This is a genomic window from Streptomyces sp. AM6-12 (assembly GCF_044327085.1).
Taxonomy (GTDB): Bacteria; Actinomycetota; Actinomycetes; order Streptomycetales; family Streptomycetaceae; genus Streptomyces.
Genome location: NZ_JBIQWN010000002.1, coordinates 145,184 through 163,756 on the forward strand (window position 1 = coordinate 145,184; position 18,573 = coordinate 163,756).

An 18,573-nucleotide genomic window follows, 5' to 3' on the forward strand; every position below is an offset into this window, starting at 1 on the left:
GAGGGGCGCTCCGGAGGTGGCCCCGGGGGTCGCTCCGGAGGGGGCCCCGATAGACGAGGAGGACCGCGGGAACCCGGTGGGGGAGCAGCCGGCAAGGGAGGATTCACCATGGCGCGTTCGGTCGGAATCGACCTCGGGACGACGAACTCGGTGGTCTCGGTCCTGGAGGGCGGCGAACCCACCGTCATCACCAACACGGAGGGCGCGCGGACCACTCCGTCGGTCGTGGCGTTCGCCAAGAACGGCGAGGTGCTGGTCGGCGAGGTCGCCAAGCGGCAGGCCGTGACCAACGTGGAGCGCACCGCGCGCTCGGTCAAGCGGTACATGGGCGACCACTCCTGGCGCTTCCCCGACCAGGGCGACATCGACGGCAAGCGCTACACCGCCCAGGAGATCTCCGCGCGGGTGCTCCAGAAGCTGAAGCGGGACGCGGAGGCGTACCTCGGCGAGGACGTCACGGACGCGGTGATCACCGTCCCGGCCTACTTCGACGACTCCCAGCGGCAGGCGACGAAGGAGGCCGGGGAGATCGCCGGCCTGAACGTCATGCGGATCATCAACGAGCCGACCGCCGCCGCGCTCGCGTACGGCCTGGACAAGGAGAACGACCAGACGGTCCTCGTCTTCGACCTGGGCGGCGGCACCTTCGACGTGTCCCTGCTGGAGATGGGCGACGGCGTCATCGAGGTCAAGGCCACCAACGGCGACACCCATCTGGGCGGCGACGACTGGGACCAGCGCGTCGTGGACCACCTGGTGCAGCAGTTCAAGAACAACTACGGCATCGACCTGGGCAAGGACAAGATGGCCGTGCAGCGGCTGCGGGAGGCGGCCGAGAAGGCGAAGATCGAGCTGTCCAGCTCCTCGGAGACCACGATCAACCTCCCCTACATCACCGCCTCCGCGGAGGGCCCGCTGCACCTGGACGAGAAGATGACGCGCGCCCAGTTCGAGCAGCTGACCGCGGACCTGCTGGACCGCTGCAAGGCGCCGTTCCACAACGCCATCAAGGATGCCGGGATCAAGGTGTCCGACATCGACCATGTGGTGCTGGTGGGCGGCTCGACCCGGATGCCCGCCGTGACCGGCCTGGTGAAGGAGCTGACCGGCAAGGAGCCGCACAAGGGCGTCAACCCGGACGAGGTCGTCGCCATCGGCGCCTCGCTCCAGGCCGGTGTCCTCAAGGGCGAGGTCAAGGACGTCCTGCTGCTCGACGTCACCCCGCTGTCCCTCGGCATCGAGACCAAGGGCGGCATCATGACCAAGCTGATCGAGCGCAACACCACGATCCCCACCCGCCGTTCGGAGATCTTCACCACCGCAGAGGACAACCAGCCCTCGGTGTCCATCCAGGTCTTCCAGGGCGAGCGCGAGATCGCGGCCTACAACAAGAAGCTCGGCATGTTCGAGCTGACCGGCCTGCCGCCCGCGCCGCGCGGCGTCCCGCAGATCGAGGTCGCCTTCGACATCGACGCCAACGGGATCATGCATGTGTCCGCCAAGGACCTCGGCACCGGCAGGGAACAGAAGATGACCGTCACCGGCGGCTCCGCGCTGCCGAAGAACGACATCGACCGCATGGTCCACGAGGCCGAGCAGCACGCCGAGGAGGACCGGCAGCGCCGCGAGGCCGCCGAGACCCGCAACCAGGCCGAACAGCTCGTCTACCAGACCGAGAGGCTGATCAGCGACAACCCCGAACGGATCCCCGCCGAGGCGCGGCACGAGACGGAGGCCGCGCTCACCGAGCTGAAGGCGAAGCTCAAGGACGAGAACACGGACACCGCCGCCCTCCGCCAGGCCACCGAGCAAGTGGCCCGGTCCGCCCAGAAGATCGGCTCCGCGCTGTACGAGCAGTCGGGCACCCAGGGCGAACAGGCCGCGGGCACGGCCGGCTCCGGGGGAGCGGCGTCCGGCGGGTCCGCCCCTCAGGACGACGAGGTGGTGGACGCGGAGATCGTCGACGACGACCGGCCGGAGGCGGGCTGACCATGGACGAGGGCCGGCTCCCCGAGGCGGTGGACCCCGCGCGGCTGCGGTGCCTGGTCCAGGAGCGCACGGCCGACCTCCAGCGGGTGAAGGCGGAGTACGACAACTACCGCAAGCGGGTGCACAGGGACCGGATGGCCGTACGGGAGATCGCCGCCGCGAACATCCTGCGCACCCTCCTGCCCGTCGTGGACGCCGTCGAGCGCGCCTGCGCCCACGAGCCCCTGACGCCCGCCCTCGCGGACATCGCCGACACCCTGCGCACCCAACTCGGCGCCCTGGGCCTGGAGTCCTTCGGGCAGGAGGGCGAGCCGTTCGACCCCGATCGGCACGAGGCCCTGATCCATCATGTCGCCCCGGACGCGGACGAGTTGGCCTGCACCAGGATCCTGCGCCCCGGCTACCGCGCGGGCCCGCACCTGCTGCGCCCGGCCACCGTGGAGGTGACCGGCCCGCCACCGAGCTGATCCCGGCGCCGATCACGGCCTCCGGCCCGCTGGCAGGGGGCCGTTCCTCGCCGCCGTCCTGCCCGCGTGCCGCCAGGCGGACCGGCGCGCCGGTGGCTCGTGCCCGAGGAGGCACTATCCTCAACTCCGGCCTCCGAGCGGGGCCCTGAGGATGAGGGTGCCGCGAGCCGAGCCCCTTCGCGCACCCGGTGACCGCGGCGCCGCCCTGGAGGGACATGCTCGCCCCGTACCGCAGATTGTTCTCCGCCGAGGGGAGCGTCGGCTTCACCGCCACCGGATTCCTGGCCCGGCTCGCCCTGTCGATGTCCGGCGTCGGCACCGTGGTGATGGTCGCCTCGATGCGCCACTCCTACGCGCTGGCCGGCGCCGTGGGCGGCTCCTCGCTCGCCGCCACCCTGATCACCATCCCGCTCCTCGGTCGGCTGGTGGACCGCTACGGCCAGTCCCGTACGGCCGTCCCCGCGGCCATCTGGTCGGCGGCCATGTCGGCGGCCCTGGTCCTCTGCCTCGCCGCCCACGCGCCGACCTGGACCCTGTTCGTCACCAACGTCCTGTCTGCCACCGCGCCGAACGTCGGCGGCATGGCCCGCGCCCGCTGGGCCGAGATCTACTGCGCCGACGACGAACGCATGCATGTGGCCAACTCCTTCGAACAGGTCCTGGACGAGATGTGCTTCGTCCTCGGCCCCCTCGTCGTGGTGGGCCTGGCCACCGGTGTCGCCCCCGAGGCGGGCCGGGTGGCACCGCTGGTCCTGACCCTGGCCGGCACGGTCCTCTTCTCCCTCCAGCGCGGCACCGAACCCCCGGTCCAGCCCGCCGAACCCGCGCACTCGCGGACCCCGCTCACCAACCGGGGCCTCCAGGTGATGATGCTCGTCTTCCTCTTCACCGGCGCCCTGTTCGGCTCCCTCGAAGTGGTCACGATCGCCTTCACCGATTTCCTGCACCACAGATCCTCGGCCGGTCCGATCCTGGCCCTCCAGGCGGTCGGCTCCGCGCTCGCGGGCCTGGTCTTCGGGACGCTCACCCCGCGCGGCTCCAGCACCGGGCGCTTCCTGACGGGTGTCGGCGGCATGGCCCTACTGATGCTCCCGCTGACCCTCGCCGACGGCCTGTGGTCGCTCGTCCCGCTGATGTTCATCGCCGGCACGGCCACCTCACCGACCATGATCACCGGCATGGGGCTGGTCCAGGAGCTGATCCCGCGTGCCCAGCTCAACGAGGGCATGACCCTGGCCGTGACCAGTCTCCTCGGCGGCTCCTCCCTCGGCAGCGTGCTCGCCGGCTGGTCGGTGGAGCGCTTCGACGCCGGGAACGGCTATCTGCTCCCGGTCGGCGCCGCCACCCTGGCCCTGCTGACCGCGGCCGCCGGCCTCGGCCGCCTCCGCGCCGGCGTGTCCGCACCCGAGGCCCCGGCCCTGCCCGAGACCACGGCGGAACTCGGGCGGCAGTCCTCGTAACGCTCGTCGGCGTCCCCCGAGCCGGCCCCCGGGACGGACCAGCCCGCCCACGGCAGAGGTACGACCGCGCAGATCCTCCGGAGTGATCGCCCTCACTGCCGGAAAATCTTCCGCCAAGTGCCCTGTGGATGCGTAATCTTGCTGCGCCGAATCGCCCTTGAAGGACGGAGACCCCTCATGCCCGGTGCGCCGTTGCCGACGAGTGACCGCCGCGGACCGCTGCCCGACGGCGCTCCCCGAACGGGGCACGGCGCCGCCCGGACGATGAGCGCTCGGGGACCGGCACGGCCGACGCGCACGCTCCTCATCGACAACTACGACTCCTTCACCTACAACCTCCATCAGCTGCTGACCGAGGTGAACGGACGCGAACCGGTGGTCGTCCGCAACGACGCCGACTGGTCCGCGCTCGACCCGCGGGACTTCGACAACGTGGTGATCTCCCCCGGCCCCGGCCGCCCGGAACGGCACCAGGACTTCGGCATCGGCAGCCGGGCGATCCTGGAGTGGGACCTGCCGCTCCTCGGGGTGTGCCTGGGCCACCAGGGCATCTGCCAACTGCTGGGCGCCGAGGTACGGCACGCGCCCGAGCCGCGGCACGGCCGCCTCTCCCTCGTCACCCACACCGGCCGCGACCTCTTCGCCGGACTGCCCTCGCCGTTCGCCGTGGTGCGCTACCACTCGCTCGCCGTCACCGGGCTGCCCGCGGAACTGGAGGCGCTCGCCTGGTCCGAGGACGGCGTCCTGATGGGCGTCCGGCATCGCACCAGACCGCTGTGGGGTGTCCAGTTCCACCCGGAGTCCATCAGCACGGAGTACGGCCACGAGCTGCTCGCCAACTTCCGCGACCTCACGCACGCCTGGCACCGCCGCGCGCCCGCCCCGGCGCCGGACGACGAGCCGCCGTACCGGCTGCATGTCCGCCGTCTGCCCTGGGCGCCGGACCCGGAGGCCGCCTACGAGGAACTCTTCGCCGCCGCCCGGCACAGCTTCTGGCTGGACAGCGGCAGCGCGCCGCGGCAGGGGCGCTTCTCCCTCATGGGCGACGGCGCCGGGCCGCTCGGCGAGTACGTCACCTACCGGGCGGCGGAACAGGTCGTCCGGGTGGAGCCGGGCGGGCGGCGGGTCCGGGGCACCTTCCTGGAATACCTCGACTCCGAGCTGGCCGCGCGCCGCGTCGAGGGCGGCACCGACCTGCCCTTCGGGTTCCGGCTCGGCTACGTCGGCTACCTCGGCTACGAACTCAAGGCGGACCTCGGGGCGTTGACCACGCACACCGCCGAAACCCCGGACGCGGCGCTGGTCTTCGCCGACCGGGCTCTGGTGATCGACCACGCCGAGCACACCTGCTACCTGCTCCGGCTCAGCCGGCACCAGGACGACCCGGAGGTCGCCGCCTGGCTGGAGTCGGCCGGCGCACGCCTGTGCGCACTGCCCCGAACTCCCGTGTGCCCGCCGGAAGTCGAGGCGCCGGAAGCACCTCCAGTACCGGTCGAGCTGCGGCACAGCAGGGACGCCTACCTCCGCATGGTCGGCGAGTGCCTGGAGGAGCTGCGCCAGGGGGAGTCGTACGAGATCTGCCTGTCCAACATGGCGGTCGCCGAGACCGATGTCGATCCGCTGACCACCTACTCCGCCCTCAGACGCGTCAGCCCGGTCCCCTACGGGGCACTGCTCGACTTTCCCGGCGTGGCCGTGCTCAGCGCGTCCCCGGAACAGTTCCTGGCCGTCGGCCCCGGCGGAGCCGTCACCTCGAAGCCGATCAAGGGCACCCGGCCGCGCGGCGCCACCGATGCCGAGGACGCGCGGCTGAGGGACTCCCTGCTGGACAGCGAGAAGGACCGGGCCGAGAACCTGATGATCGTGGACCTCGTCCGCAACGACTTGGGCGTCGTCTGCCGGCCCGGCTCGGTCCACGTACCGGTGCTGTGCGCAGCGGAGACCTTCCCCCAGCTCCACCATCTCGTCTCCACCGTCCGCGGCGCCCTGCGCGAGGGGCGTTCGGCGGTCGACTGCGTACGGGCGGCCTTTCCGCCCGGCTCCATGACCGGCGCGCCCAAACTGCGCACCATGGAGATCATCGACCGCCTCGAACAGGGCCCGCGCGGCGTCTACTCGGGCGCGATCGGCTGGTTCTCCCTCGGCGGCGGCTGCGAACTCAGCGTCGTCAACCGCACCATCGTGGCCACGCCCGGCTGCGTCGGCTACGGCGTCGGCGGTGCCGTCGTCGCCCTGTCCGACCCGGTGGAGGAGTTCGCCGAGACCATGGTGAAGGCCCGCGCGATGGCGACGGCACTCGCCCTGAGCCGCCCCCAGCCGCGCCGCGCCCTCACCCCGGCGTGCCGGAAGTAGACGGCGAGCAGACTGCCGGTGGCCCGGCGACGCGGACGCGCCGCCGGGCGTCCGCCCCCTCGATTACCCCTGCTCCCGCAGCAGGTCGCCGACCGCGGCGATCCCCGCGGTGACCGCGCGTTCCCCGACGTTGCCGAAGCCGAGCACGAGCCGGGGCGGGGCCGGTGCCCGCGAGGTCCGGCAGGTGCTCATCCCGTACAGGCCGACCGAGCGGGCGCGGGCCGCTGCCACCAGGGCCCGTTCGTCCGCCGTCTCCCGCAGATGGGCCACCGCGTGGAACCCGGCGGCGAGACCCGTCACGGCGACGCCGGGCGCGTGTTCGGCGAGCGCGGCCACCAGCGCGGTGCGGCGGGCCGCGTAGGCGCCGCGCATCCGGCGCAGATGCCGGTCGAAGCGGCCCGACTCGATCAGCCGGGCGAGGGCCAGCTGGTCGAGGACGGGGGAGCCGCGGTCGCTGACGCGCTTGACCGACACCAGGGTGTCCGCGAGCGCCGGCGGGCACAGCAGCCAGCCGATGCGCAGCGCCGGTGCCAGGGACTTGCTGACCGTGCTGATGGAGACGACCCGGTCGGCGGCGAGCCCCTGGAGCGCGCCGACCGGCTCCCGGTCGTAGCGGAACTCGGCGTCGTAGTCGTCCTCGATCACCACCGCGTCGTGCGCGGCCGCCCACGCGATCAGGGCCAGCCGCCGCTCGGGCCCGAGCACCACCCCGGTCGGCCACTGGTGCGCCGGAGTGACCACGACCGCCCGCGCACCGGACGCCGTCAACTCGTCAACATCGATGCCCTGTTCGTCCACCGGCACGGGCACCGCCGCCAGCCCCGCCGCGGCCGCCGCCGCCCGGACGGAGACGGGCGAGCCGGGATCCTCGTAGGCGACCCGGCGCACCCCGGCGCGGGCGAGCGCGGCCAGGGTCAGGGTCAGGCCCTGGGCGTACCCCGAGCAGATCACGGTGTGTTCCGGGTCGGCCGCCGCCGCGCGTATCCGGCGCGCGTATCCGGCGACCACCTCGCGCAGCACCGCGCTGCCCCGTGGATCGCCGTAGTCCAGCTCCGCCACCGGCATCCGGCGCGCCGCCTCCCGCATCGCCCACAGCCAGTCCGACATCGGGAACGCCCCCAAGTCCGGTACGCCCCACCGGAAATCGGCCAGCAGCGGCGGCTGCCCGGCGGGCCGTCGGGGCACCGGCGGTACGGCGGGCGGGCAGGCACCGGCGGCCACCCGCGTGCCGGACCCGACCCGCGCCACCAGGTAGCCCTCGGCCAGCAGTTGGGCGTAGGCGTCCTGGACCAGTCCCCTGGACAGGCCGAGCGCGCCCGCGAGTTCCCGCGAGGGCGGCAGCCGTTCGCCCACCCGCAGCCGGCCGGTGCGGATCGCCTCGCGCACCTGGCGCTCCAACTGGGACCGCAGGGGCTCGCCGCTGTCACGGTCGATCGGCAGGAGCAGGTCCGAGGCCGCATTGGACCACTCGGAAGACATGGAATTGGAGCTTACCGGTGAGCTGATCGCTTCCTAGGGTGCGTCCATGACCACCACTGATCCGCGGAATCCGGCGTCGCCCACGACCGGGCCCCGGGACCGGCCCCCGCTGGTGTCGCGTCCGCTGCTGCTGCGCTTCGTGAGCGTGTTCGGCGCGTCGGCGAGCTTCTACCTGCTGCTGTCGGTCGTCCCGCTCTACGCCAAGCACTCGGGGGCCGGCGGCGACGGCGCGGGGGCGAGCACGGGCGCCCTGATGCTGGCCACGGTCGCCGGTGAGATCGTCTCGCCCCGCTTCATCGAACGCTTCGGCCAGCGGGCCACCCTGGGCGCGGGCCTGCTGCTGATGGGCGTGCCCTCGCTGGCGCTGACGCTGTTCTCCGGCGTCGCCTGGATCACGGTGGTCTGTCTGCTGCGCGGCGCGGGTTTCGCCCTCACCGTCGTCGCGGGCGGAGCGCTGACCGCGTCCTTCATCCCCTCCGAACGCCGGGGCGAGGGGCTGGCGTTGGTCGGCGTCGTCTCGGGCGTACCCTCGCTGCTGGGGCTGCCGCTCGGCGTCTGGCTGGTCTCCGAGGTGGGATACGCGCCGGTCGGGGTGGCCGCCGGTGTGTGTGCGCTGGCCCCGATCCTGTCGATACCCGCACTGCCGGAGAAGGAGTACATCGCCGGGCGGCGGATCGGCCTCCTCGACGGCGTCCGCGACCCCGCGATATCCCGGCCCGCCGTCCTGTTCGCGGTCACGGCGCTGGCCGCCGGGATCGTGGTGACCTTCCTGCCGCTCGCCGTGCCCTCGGCGTCCGCGGGGCTGGTGGCGGTGGCCCTGTTCGTGCAACCGGCCGGGGCGGCCGTGGCCCGCCTGGTGGCCGGCCGCCTGGGCGACCGCAAGGGCTCGGCCCGGCTGGTGTTCCCGGCGCTCGCGGTGTCCGCCGCGGGCATGTTCGTCACGGCGGCCACCCACAGCGCCGTCGCGGTCGTCGCCGGCGTCGCCGTGTTCGGCGTCGGCTTCGGCATCGCCCAGAACTCCACGATCACCCTGATGTACTCCCGCGTCCCCGCCTCCGGCTACGGCACCGTCAGCGCCCTGTGGAACATCGCCTACGACGCCGGGATGGGCGTCGGTGCCGTCTGCTTCGGCCTCCTCGCCCAACAGGTCGGCTACCCCTGGGGGTTCGTGTGCACCGCCGTTCTCATCGTCCTCGCCCTGCCCATGGCCTGGCGGGACCGGCCGGGCGCACGGGAGCGGGCGGCGGAGGGGCGGGCGGCTTGACGGCGGCGCTCGTCGAAGGGGTGGTACGCGTCGGGGGCCGGTGTCCGGGGCGTGCGCCCCGGCTCCGGGGCGGCCCCCGTGCGCGGCTTCCGGCCGCGCTCAGGGACGCCCGGAAGGCGGGTGTTCCCCGCTCCTGCGATCCGGTTCCGCCGAGAGCCGCGCCTGTTCGTCCTCCCAGACCTTCAGCAGGTTCTGCGCGTCGGCGCCGCAGGCGCGGGCGTACCGGAGGATGAAGCGGCGGGGCGGGAAGCGGGCGCCGACGAGGAAGTCGACGCCGACGCCGGTCCGGTGCGCCAGGAGCTCGTGCCGGATGCCCGCATGTCGGCGCACTCGTTCGAGAACGACGCGGATATGGGTCGGACCCGTCAGCGAGCGGTCGCGTGTATCGGACATTGCCGGGCTCCACTGAGCGCGCGCGGGCGCCGCACCCCGCCCGCGGGGACCCATGGTGCACAACCTCACGCCGCCCGGAGCCCGAATCACCGGAAAACCGGAAGCGGCACGGGAGTCCAGCCGCGAGCGCCCCTTACCCACACATCACCAGGAGAAGGCGAGCACGTCCGGGCGGTCAACTTCGCGACCCTTGGCGGGAGTTGGCGCGGACGCCGGTCGGCTGCTCCTCGCATTGACGGGCGGATGTTGGTCGGCTGCTCCTCGCATTGACGGGCGGACGGCCGTCGGTCGCTCCCCGCGGCGCCGGGCGCGGGCGCCGGTCGGTCGCTCCCCGCGGCGACGAAGGCCCGCGAACAGCCCGCCGAAGCCGCCCCGCGCCGATATTCGCGGGAGGCCGGCAGGGGTCCGGGGGTAGCCTCCCGCGGTGACCTCACCCGCCCAGCCCCTCGTGGCCGCCGATTTCGTCGTACCGGATCCGCCCGCCACCGACCGTTTCCGCCTGGAACCCCTCGGTCCCCGGCACAACGCCGCCGATCACGCCGCCTGGACCTCCAGCATCGCCCACATCCGGGCCGGCGCCGACTTCGCCGACGGCTCCTGGCCCCCTGCGGAGGGGATGCCCCTGGCGGCCAACCTCGACGACCTGCGGCGGCACGCCGAGGACTTCGACCGCCGCGTCGGCTTCACCTACACCGTCCTGTCGGTGCCCGGCGACGATGTCATCGGCTGCGTCTACATATACGGCTCACGTCGGGACCCCGGCGTCATCGACGTCCGCTCCTGGGTCCGCGCCGACCACGCCTTCCTCGACGCCGGCCTCCGCCGCGTCGTCAGCGACTGGCTGGCCCGCGCATGGCCCTTCGAGCGCGTGGCCTACGCCCCTCGCTGAGTCACCGCACCGTCTCGCCCAACTCCACGCGTGACACGTCGATTTCGGACCCACCGGAGGCCCGCCGTGCCCGCCGCGGCGGCGAGGAAGACGCCGCCCGCGATCCAGGCCACCACGCCGGTGCGGGATGCCCCGGTGGGGCGGGCTGCCGCCTGATCGGTGGGGCAGGCACTGCCGGCTGCGGTGGGTGCGGCGGAGGCGCCGGTTTTGGCGGTTGCGGCGGGGGCGACGCGCAGGCGCGCCCACGGCTTGCCCGGACCGCTCTGCCCGGCGTCGTGCCGGTAGACGACGTACAGGCCGGGCGCCGTCCCGCACCTGAGGGTGGTGGTGGCGGTCAGGACGGCTCGGGCGCCGCGCAGGACGGGGCGGTCGGCGAACGCGCGGGAGGTGAGGCTGATGTCCCCGTCCGCTCCCTCGTCGTCGTTGTCGGTGATGGTGATCCGGCTGCCGGCCCGGAAGGTCCGCACGTCCCATTCCGACTGGGGCCAGGTGTCGCCCGGAGCCCAGCGCTCCTCCAGGTCGGGCGCGGGCAGCCGCTTCACCTTGTCGCGACAGGCCCGGCGCGCGGCCTCGTCGGCCGGCTGGACGCGCACCCGCGCCCAGCGCAAGGGGTGTTCGTCCGGGCCCACGTCTCCGGCACCGCGCCGCACGACCGGGTAGGTGCCGGGCCGGGTGTCACAGGCGATGGTGACGGTGGCGGTCAGGAGCGGGTCCATCATGCGCAGCCTGCCCGTCGCGACGAACGCGGACGAGTGCAGGGTGTCGCCGTACGCGGCCTCGCCGTGCCGGGCCTCCACCGTCAGCGTGTCACCGGGCCGCACCGACCTGACACCGTTGTAAGTGAGCGGCGGCGATGACGGCGATGCCGAAGCCGGTCCGGCCGCCAGCAGGGGCAAGAGGAGAGGGAGCGCCACCCACGCGCTCTTGCGGAGACCGTCCATCGCCTGTGCCCTGTCTGTCTTTCCACGCGGTGTCAGACGGCGTCACCCGCCGCTCGATATGCTGATCTTCCTAGCGCCGAACATGTGTGCGACCTTGGTCTTCGGGTAGCGCGTACCGTTCGGCTTCCTCCAAGACGGAAAGAAACCGTGTTGCGTTCCAGGTACAGATGGGTTCCGGCGCTCACGCTCGGACTGTGCGCGGGCATACCCGGCGCCGTGCCGGCGTCCGCGGCCCCCGGCACGGCTCTCCCCGCGGCGTCGGAGCCGCACCCGCCCGCACTCCAGGCCGCGCACGCACCCGCACCCTCGGCGTCATCGGCCGCCGCCCCCTCGAACACCCCGGATCTCGGTGCCGAGGAGAAGTACTGGACGGCGGGCCGCATGGCCGACGCGGTCCCGTTCGGCGCCCCCTCGGGTCCGGCCGCTCCCCGGCGCGGCGCCCGCGCGCAGGGCGCCGCCGGCCACGCCTCACCGCCGCCCGGCACGCCCCAGCCCCAGCACTTCGGCGGCCACCCGATGATCGGCACCTTCTTCTTCGACGGCAAGCCGCTCGGCGGCAACACCTACTGCACGGGCAGTGTGGTGCACACGGCCGCCAAGGACATCGTGCTGACCGCCGGACACTGCGGCATCGGCCTGAGCAAGGCCACGCACCGCGTCTTCGTCCCGCAGTACCGCAGTGGCAAGGCCGCCGCCCAGCAGCCGTTCGGCGTGTTCCCGGTCCTCCAGGTCTACACGGACCCCCGCTACACGGCGAACACCAAGTCGGCGGCCTCCGACCTCGACCTGGCCTTCGCGCAGGTCGACGCCAACAACCACGGCAAGGTCGAGGATGTCACGGGCGCCCTCACCTTCACCCCCACCAGCGGCTACCGCCACAAGGTCACCGTCATCGGCTATCCCGGCTCCGGCAGTGTCAACCCCGGCCACACGCCGATCCGCTGCCCCGTCAGCACCTCCCAGCTGCCCGGATTCCGGCAGCTGCGGATGACCTGCAAGGGGTTCTACGGCGGCGTCTCCGGCGGCCCGTGGATCGAGGGCTACGACAGCGCCACGGGCAAGGGCAACGTCATCGGCAGCACCGGCGGATACAACGGCGGCGGCAACGACGCCAACGACGACTGGGTGACGTACGCCCCGGTCTATGGCAAGGACGCCGAGGATCTGTTCCAACAGGCGGCCACGCACCAGCAGTTGGGCCAGAAGCCGCCCTACACGGGGACGACGGACCCTCGGCTGCCCGGACCGGCGAGCACGTGGAAGAACGCCCGGCTGACGGCCTCCGGTGATTTCCGCGGCACCGGCCACAGCGACTTGCTCGTGGTCTGGACCGACGGCGAGGTCTCGCTCTACCCCGGCAACGGGCACGGCGGTTACGACGCCGAGCGGCAGCTCCTGCCCCCCAACAGCACCTGGAAGAACGCCAAGGCCATCACCGCGGGCGACTTCACCGGCACCGATCGGTTCGACCTGCTGGTCCGCTGGACGGACGGCGAGGTCACGCTGTACGGCGACGTCGGCACCAAGGGGCTGAAATGGGCCGGCACCCGGATGATCAAACCCAACGCCACCTGGAAGAACGCGACCCAGATCAGCGCCGGCCGCTTCGGCGGCTCGCGCTACGTCACCGACCTGATCGTGCGCTGGGCCGACGGCAGCCTCACCCTCTACACCAACGTCGGTGCCGGCACCTTCGGACAGCAGCACAAGCTCAAGGCGCCCAACGGCACGTGGAAGAACGCCACTTTGCTCACCAGTGGTGAGTTCTCCGGCAGCCAGAAATGGGACCTCATGGTCCGCTGGACCGACGGCGAACTCGACAACTACGCCGGCACCGGCACGTCAGGCCTCGGCGCCGAGCGGCGCATCCAGAACCCCAACGGGCGCTGGGCCCAGGTCGCCACCATGACCACCGGCGACTTCACCGAGAACGGCCGCACCGACGACCTCGTCATCCGCCGCTCCGACGGCGAGACCACCCTGTACACCGACACCCCGGCCAACACCCTGGGCACCGAACACGTGCTCGTCGCCTCGACCTCCTGAGCAACGGCACCACAACGGCGTCAACAGCAGCGTGTGTACGACACAGGCCCCGCCAGGCACGCCCTGGCGGGGCCTGCGTCGCACGACGGCCCCCGTGACTTCCGTGACAGGTGAGGCCGGCCGTGGCGCTGCCGCGGTGTCCCGAACTCTGGCGATTTCTCCCGCAGTCCGCCCCATCCACGTCCCCGATACTGCTGTCCATGAACGGAACGGCCGTTTCACGGCTCCTCGCCACATTCGCCGCCTGCGCCTTCCTGCTGGTGGGCGTCCATTCCACTCCGGCATCCGCGGAAACCTTCTGCGGCACCCACTCGGTCGACGGCGCCATCTGGACCGAGTACACCCAGACACCCGGGATGCAGCAGTCCCTCGGCTGCCCCACCAGTGACGAACTCGGCCTCCCCGACGGCGTCGGCCGCCGTCAGGTCTTCGAGAACGGCTCGATCTACTGGAGCCCCGGCACCGGGGCGCACGCCGTGTGGGGTCTCATCGGCCAGGAGTGGGCGCAGCACGGCTGGGAGGGCGGCTACATGGGATACCCGCTCACCGACGAGCTGAAGAACCCCGACGGGATCGGCGTCCGCCAGCAGTTCCAGAACGCCACGGTCTACTGGTCGCCCAGCACCGGAGCGCACGCGGTGCACGGCAACATCGGCTGGTGGTGGGGGCAGTACGGGTACGAAGCGGGGTCGTACGGCTATCCCACGAGCGACGAGTACGACGCCGGACACGTCGGCGGCAACGTCGATGACAACAACGGCGTACGGCAGGACTTCCAGTCGGGCAAGTACCTCTTGTGGAGCGGCGGTCAGTCCGACGCCTTCGAGTCATGCCAGACAGCGTGCATCGGCTACGGCGGCACGACCAACACCAAGTGGGTGACCAAGACCGAGGTCTACGTCAACTGGAGCGACAGCCGCCTGACGTCCGTCCACGTCACCCCGACCCCCGCCGCCTTCAAGACCGTCTCGGGGACCGACGACGCCGCCAGCGACCTCAATGAGGACTGGCGGCAGGTGTGGTCCAACACCCGCGTGTTCCCCGGCGCCACCCAGACGGAACTGAACTCGACCTTCCAGCAACTGATGTGCCACGCGGAGTTCTCCTACCCCAACACCAGCGGCGGCCACTTCGGCGGCCCCACCTGGGACCTGGAAACCTGGCGCCCCGAACTCACCGGCGACAACGACGCGAAGCTCAAGAAGATGCTCGCCTCCAAGTGCAACTGGGACACGGACTCATAGGCAGGCCGGCACGCCGGGCATCGGTTGGGCAAGTTCCCGCACGAGCGGATCGACGGCGCGGACAGGGAGCCGTACATCCCCCCGAGCGAGACGCGCCGCGTGCGGGTCCGGCGCTCAGATCGCGGAAGAGACCGTGATGAGTACCGGGCCCGAAAGTCCCGTCACCGCCCGGATGGAGTCCGCGCATACCTCCGTCATCCACGCGGCCACGTCCGTGGACCACTCGCGCACGTCGCAGCGGTAGGTGAGCACCTGGCGCAAGCCCTCGGCCTGCACCACACCGGCGAGATCCGCCGACGGCAGCGCGGAGACGGTGATCGTCAGAGAGGTCGCGCCGGCCGGATCCGCGAGGGCGAACCAGCTGGTCGCTTCAGCGGGTCGCCGGCACCTAAGGCGGCGGATCACCGTAAGCCTGCTCGGCCTCCTGGTAGCGCTCCACCAGGAGCGGGTCCATCACGGTGGACCCCGGTCCGAAGAACTTGCCGAACCGCTCCCGGTACTGCTGGAACCACTGCGGTCGCTCGGACAGGAAGAAGACGTCGTGCAGGGCGATGGCACGGATGGCGAACAGGGGCAAGGGTGCCTTGCTCACCGCGAAGCGGGGGTTGCGGGCGGCCGTCACCTCGCAGTTCTCGTGAAACTGGCCGATCATGAGCCCCTGTGCCACGAAGGCGTCCTTCACCCGGGCATGGGCCTGGTCGAGCAGTACGGTGTCCTCGCTGCGCAGGTCGGGAAGGGCGACCACCATGGCCCGCAGCATGGGATTGCGGCCCTGCCAGGTCGTCAGCTCGTACTCCCGCAGGCTGCTGAGGGCGATCTCCTCGACGAGGTCGAGGGTCGGCGCGTGACCGGCCAACCGCAGGCGGATTTCCATCGTCCGGTTCTTGCGCGAGGGGGCCACGAAGGGACAGATGGGCCCCGTGCGGCCGATCTCGGGATGGCTCGCTGAGATGTACTCGGTCAGCCATTCCTCGACGGTCTCCAGCGTGGACGCGAAGTCGACCAGGGACGCCGTGGACGTCATGACGCACCGGTCAGTTCGGCGACGCGGTCGACGGCGACACGTGCGAGCCGCTGGATCTCCGACTCATCCGGGACACGGGCGTTGACGAAGGTGAGAATGTCGTCCTTGGCGACGATCACCCAGGCGGTCTCGATGCGGAAGTGGTCGACGGTGGACAGCCACCGCACGAGAAAACCGCCGTCTCCCAGCTCGACAGGGCCCAGATCCACCCTTGAGATGTCCAGTTGCACGCCGTCGTTGAGTTCCATCCGGTACTGCGCGCAGGCGTGCACCGCGTCGAAGAGCTCCTGGTAGATCTGCCGGCAGGTCCCGTGGCCGAACTCGGCGACATGGTGGAACACCACCGATCCCACCACGTTCGTGAACAGCGCGGAGGCGTGGTGCACCGTCTCGGGATGCGTGCCGTGCGTGAGCATGTTGGTCAGGTCGACGATGACCCGCCCCGACTCGTCGCCGGAGACGTAGACGGGATCGTAGGCGGCGCTCGGCTCCTCGCCGAAGAACGACTCCTCGAGGTCCTCCTCCCGTAACAGCAGCTGCTGGAATGCGGCGTCGTCCATCGAGGTCTCCTATCGGCGCACGAGGCTCAGCGGGCGCATGTCGGTCCAGTGCTCTTCGACGTAGGCGAGGCAGGTCTGGCGGTCGCTCTGGCCGAACACGACGGTCCAGCCCGCGGGCACCTCGGCGAACGAGGGCCACAGCGAGTGCTGGCCCTCGTCGTTGACGAGCACCAGGAAGGTGCCGTCGGGGTTCTCGAAGGGGTTGCTCATCATCGCTCCCTGCGCAATGCCGTCGGATGGGGGGCCGAGTGTGCCGGTCAATGCTCCTGCGCGACCCTGGTCACGTAAGCGTGGATGCCGTCGATCGAGGTGAACTGGGCCATGTCGTCGAAGTGCGGCTCGATGACCACGCCGTGCCGCTCCTCCAGGACGTGCTGAAGGACCACCAGCGTGAAGGAGTCGATCACCAGTTCGGCGTCGTCGGTCAGTTCCTCGGGCGGCCCGAGTCCCGCGTTCTCGATCAATATCGCCCTGAGGTCGTCTTTCGAGATCATCGGTCCCCCTGCGCCCGCGAGGGCGATTCCGACAGGACGCGGCCGTGCATCAGCGCACGGTCGCGGATCAGCTTCCCCATGGAGTTCCGCGGCAGCAGCCGCGTGATGTGGAACCGCTTGGGGATCTTGACAGGGCTCAGCCGCTCCCGGCACCAGACCGTCAGCTCGTCCGCGTCGACGGCGGGGTCGGCGCTCACGAACGCCTCGATGACCTCTTGGTGCGTCACGACGGCCTCCGTCACCCGGTCGTGGGCCAGGAGGACGTTCTCCACTTCCGTGAGGTCGACCTTCAGTCCGCCGATCACGGCCAGCGAGTCGGCCCGCCCGAGCATGCTGAGCACCCCGGTCGCGGGGTCCTGCCGGACCCGGTCGAAGGTCCGCAGCCAGCCGTCCGTGTAGCGGTCGGAGTGCTCGCCGTACAGGTACGGCGAGCGGTCCATCCGCACATACAGCTCCTCGTCGACGACCTTGACCTCGGCCCCCGGAACGGGGAGCCCCAGCTGCGGAGGGACGGACGTGCCGGACAGGTCACCCGCGATCAGTCCGATCTCGGTCAGTCCGTAGACCGGGCTGATCGGCAGGCCGAAGCGCGCGCGGAAGTTCTCGTACGTCTCCTGCGGCACCCGCTCGCCGCCGGACACCGCGAGGCGCAATGCGGGCAGCCGGGGCCGGTCGGCGACGCGGGACAGCAGGTCGTAGTGAACGGGCGTCCCGTAGACGGCGGTCGTCCCGGTGGCCGCCATGAGCCGTACGACCTCGGCCGGGCGCAGCGTCGGCGGGATGATCAGTGTCGCCCCGGACGCGAGGGCGTGCAGCACGCCGCTGACTAGGCCCATGTTGTGCATGACCGAGTTCAGCAGCATCATTCGGTCGTCCGCGCCGGGGATTCCGGGGAGGGCGGCGTGCCGGTCGATCTCGGCCAGCACGGAGCCGGCGGGTCGGCCGATCACCTTGGGCCGGCCGGACGAGCCCGAACTGAACTGCACCAGTCGTATGCCGTCGACGGCGGGCCGGCCGTCCGGCAGCTGCTGGACCGTGAAGTCCGACTCCTGACGGAATCCGGCCACCGGCCCTCCGGCGTCGTCCGCGGCGACGAGGTACTGCGGACGCACCTGCTGTACCAGCGGTGCGTACTCGGCCGGCTTCAGCCGGAAGTCGACCAGGACCACCTGCGCCCCGCGGCTCCACAGGGCCAACAGCACCTGGATGTACGTGAAACTCGGCGTCATCCTCAGGAGAACCGAGCTCCCTTCGCCGATTCCCTGGTTCCGGAAACGCTCCGCGAACTCGGCCACCGCACTGCGTAACTGTCCCCGGGTGACCGAAGCGCTTGACACGGCCCACGGGTCGTCGTCCGCGCCGCGGTTCAGCAGATGACTCACCCACTGCGTTCTTGCCATACGGGTTTCCTTTTGTGAAACAGCCTCGGGAAACGTGCGATCGGCATTTGTGGAAATTGAAGCTAACACCGTCGATAAACGACGGGCAAGAGCCGTCGATCAAGGCGGGCCGCCCCGCGGGCGACGCGGGGGCCCTGACGCCGGCCGCCGCACCGACAGGGCGCCGCCTGTGAGAAGGGCGGTGCGTCCGGCGTGCGGCGGGCATCCGTCGTGTCCCGCCGTGAGCGCGCGTGGTGGGCCTCCACCATGCGATCCAGGGGGAGTTGGCCGCCGGACCGCATCGGCGGGCACCACGGCCGATGCCGGGCGTGCGCGCGGGTCCCGCCGGGTTGTCCCGTGTGTCCCGCCGGCGGGACAGGGCGCCGGACATGCACGTGGCATAGGTGATTGATCTCCTTGACCCTCCGGGTCTCCCAAGGTTAGGTTTCCCTCTGTCGTGTTTCCGAGCGGTTAAGTCCGGCTCCTGTACGCACACGGTGATCCGCATCGCTCCGACAGTGCGGAGTTCGCCGTCTCTCTTCTGCGCGATCGAATTTACGACGCGTTTTCCAGGACATTGTGAGTTTTTCAT

General features: G+C 71.4%; 17 protein-coding genes. 8 read left to right on the top strand and 9 right to left on the bottom strand.

Annotated features, from left to right (window positions below; translation table 11 throughout):
- Positions 1–108 precede the first annotated feature (108 nt).
- The 4 genes from dnaK (at position 109) to pabB (ending at position 6,268) form a co-directional block, all read left to right on the top strand.
- On the top strand, positions 109–1,989 hold the full coding sequence (dnaK, locus tag ACE4Q9_RS29100) for a molecular chaperone DnaK (protein ID WP_397987481.1): 1,881 nt from the start codon (positions 109–111) through the stop codon (positions 1,987–1,989).
- Between the two features lie 2 nt (positions 1,990–1,991).
- Entirely contained in the window at positions 1,992–2,456 is a 465-nt protein-coding gene (gene grpE / locus ACE4Q9_RS29105) for a nucleotide exchange factor GrpE (RefSeq protein ID WP_397987482.1), read from the top strand.
- Positions 2,457–2,671: 215 nt separating this feature from the next.
- Positions 2,672–3,916 (top strand): MFS transporter, encoded by a 1,245-nt coding sequence (locus ACE4Q9_RS29110; protein ID WP_397987483.1) that lies wholly within the window; start codon positions 2,672–2,674, stop codon positions 3,914–3,916.
- Between the two features lie 264 nt (positions 3,917–4,180).
- A complete protein-coding gene (pabB, locus tag ACE4Q9_RS29115) occupies positions 4,181–6,268 on the top strand; it encodes an aminodeoxychorismate synthase component I (RefSeq protein WP_397987484.1) in 2,088 nt (695 codons plus the stop codon).
- 63 nt (positions 6,269–6,331) lie between these two features.
- Here the strand turns inward: pabB and ACE4Q9_RS29120 are convergent, their stop codons facing one another.
- Positions 6,332–7,747: a PLP-dependent aminotransferase family protein gene (locus tag ACE4Q9_RS29120; RefSeq protein ID WP_397987485.1), complete on the bottom strand. Its 1,416-nt coding sequence runs from the start codon at positions 7,745–7,747 to the stop codon at positions 6,332–6,334.
- A gap of 46 nt (positions 7,748–7,793) precedes the next feature.
- Here ACE4Q9_RS29120 and ACE4Q9_RS29125 point away from each other — a divergent pair, with 46 nt between their 5' ends.
- Positions 7,794–9,011, top strand: coding sequence for an MFS transporter (locus tag ACE4Q9_RS29125; protein WP_397987486.1), 1,218 nt, complete (start codon positions 7,794–7,796; stop codon positions 9,009–9,011).
- A gap of 99 nt (positions 9,012–9,110) precedes the next feature.
- Here ACE4Q9_RS29125 and ACE4Q9_RS29130 read toward each other — a convergent pair whose 3' ends face one another.
- Positions 9,111–9,404 carry a hypothetical protein gene (locus ACE4Q9_RS29130; protein WP_397987487.1) on the bottom strand — a complete coding sequence of 98 codons (294 nt, stop codon included), beginning with the start codon at positions 9,402–9,404 and terminating at the stop codon, positions 9,111–9,113.
- A 424-nt stretch (positions 9,405–9,828) separates the two neighbouring features.
- Here ACE4Q9_RS29130 and ACE4Q9_RS29135 point away from each other — a divergent pair, with 424 nt between their 5' ends.
- Positions 9,829–10,293, top strand: coding sequence for a GNAT family N-acetyltransferase (locus ACE4Q9_RS29135; protein ID WP_397987488.1), 465 nt, complete (start codon positions 9,829–9,831; stop codon positions 10,291–10,293).
- Here ACE4Q9_RS29135 and ACE4Q9_RS29140 read toward each other — a convergent pair.
- Positions 10,278–11,114 (bottom strand): hypothetical protein, encoded by an 837-nt coding sequence (locus ACE4Q9_RS29140; protein ID WP_397987489.1) that lies wholly within the window; start codon positions 11,112–11,114, stop codon positions 10,278–10,280. The two genes, ACE4Q9_RS29135 and ACE4Q9_RS29140, sit on opposite strands and share 16 nt — an antisense overlap.
- A gap of 267 nt (positions 11,115–11,381) precedes the next feature.
- Here ACE4Q9_RS29140 and ACE4Q9_RS29145 point away from each other — a divergent pair, with 267 nt between their 5' ends.
- Both ACE4Q9_RS29145 and ACE4Q9_RS29150 read left to right on the top strand, forming a co-directional pair.
- The gene (locus tag ACE4Q9_RS29145; RefSeq protein ID WP_397987490.1) at positions 11,382–13,280 is read left to right on the top strand and encodes a trypsin-like serine protease; all 1,899 of its coding nucleotides are present in this window, start codon (positions 11,382–11,384) and stop codon (positions 13,278–13,280) included.
- A 200-nt stretch (positions 13,281–13,480) separates the two neighbouring features.
- On the top strand, positions 13,481–14,524 hold the full coding sequence (locus ACE4Q9_RS29150) for a DUF2599 domain-containing protein (RefSeq protein ID WP_397987491.1): 1,044 nt from the start codon (positions 13,481–13,483) through the stop codon (positions 14,522–14,524).
- Positions 14,525–14,638: 114 nt separating this feature from the next.
- Here ACE4Q9_RS29150 and ACE4Q9_RS29155 read toward each other — a convergent pair whose 3' ends face one another.
- From ACE4Q9_RS29155 to ACE4Q9_RS29180, 6 genes are read right to left on the bottom strand one after another with little or no spacing between them, the layout of a single operon-like run.
- A complete protein-coding gene (locus ACE4Q9_RS29155) occupies positions 14,639–14,929 on the bottom strand; it encodes a hypothetical protein (RefSeq protein ID WP_397987492.1) in 291 nt (96 codons plus the stop codon).
- Positions 14,913–15,548, bottom strand: a complete 636-nt coding sequence (locus ACE4Q9_RS29160; RefSeq protein ID WP_397987493.1) for a DUF6875 domain-containing protein — start codon at positions 15,546–15,548, stop codon at positions 14,913–14,915. Before ACE4Q9_RS29160 ends, ACE4Q9_RS29155 begins: the two co-directional genes overlap by 17 nt.
- A complete protein-coding gene (locus ACE4Q9_RS29165) occupies positions 15,545–16,108 on the bottom strand; it encodes a hypothetical protein (protein ID WP_397987494.1) in 564 nt (187 codons plus the stop codon). The genes ACE4Q9_RS29160 and ACE4Q9_RS29165 overlap by 4 nt, the downstream gene beginning before the upstream one ends.
- Before the next feature lie 9 nt (positions 16,109–16,117).
- Entirely contained in the window at positions 16,118–16,318 is a 201-nt protein-coding gene (locus ACE4Q9_RS29170) for an MbtH family protein (protein WP_397988250.1), read from the bottom strand.
- A 47-nt stretch (positions 16,319–16,365) separates the two neighbouring features.
- On the bottom strand, positions 16,366–16,602 hold the full coding sequence (locus tag ACE4Q9_RS29175) for an acyl carrier protein (RefSeq protein ID WP_397987495.1): 237 nt from the start codon (positions 16,600–16,602) through the stop codon (positions 16,366–16,368).
- Positions 16,599–18,002, bottom strand: a complete 1,404-nt coding sequence (locus ACE4Q9_RS29180; protein ID WP_397987496.1) for a class I adenylate-forming enzyme family protein — start codon at positions 18,000–18,002, stop codon at positions 16,599–16,601. Before ACE4Q9_RS29180 ends, ACE4Q9_RS29175 begins: the two co-directional genes overlap by 4 nt.
- Positions 18,003–18,573: the final 571 nt, after the last annotated feature.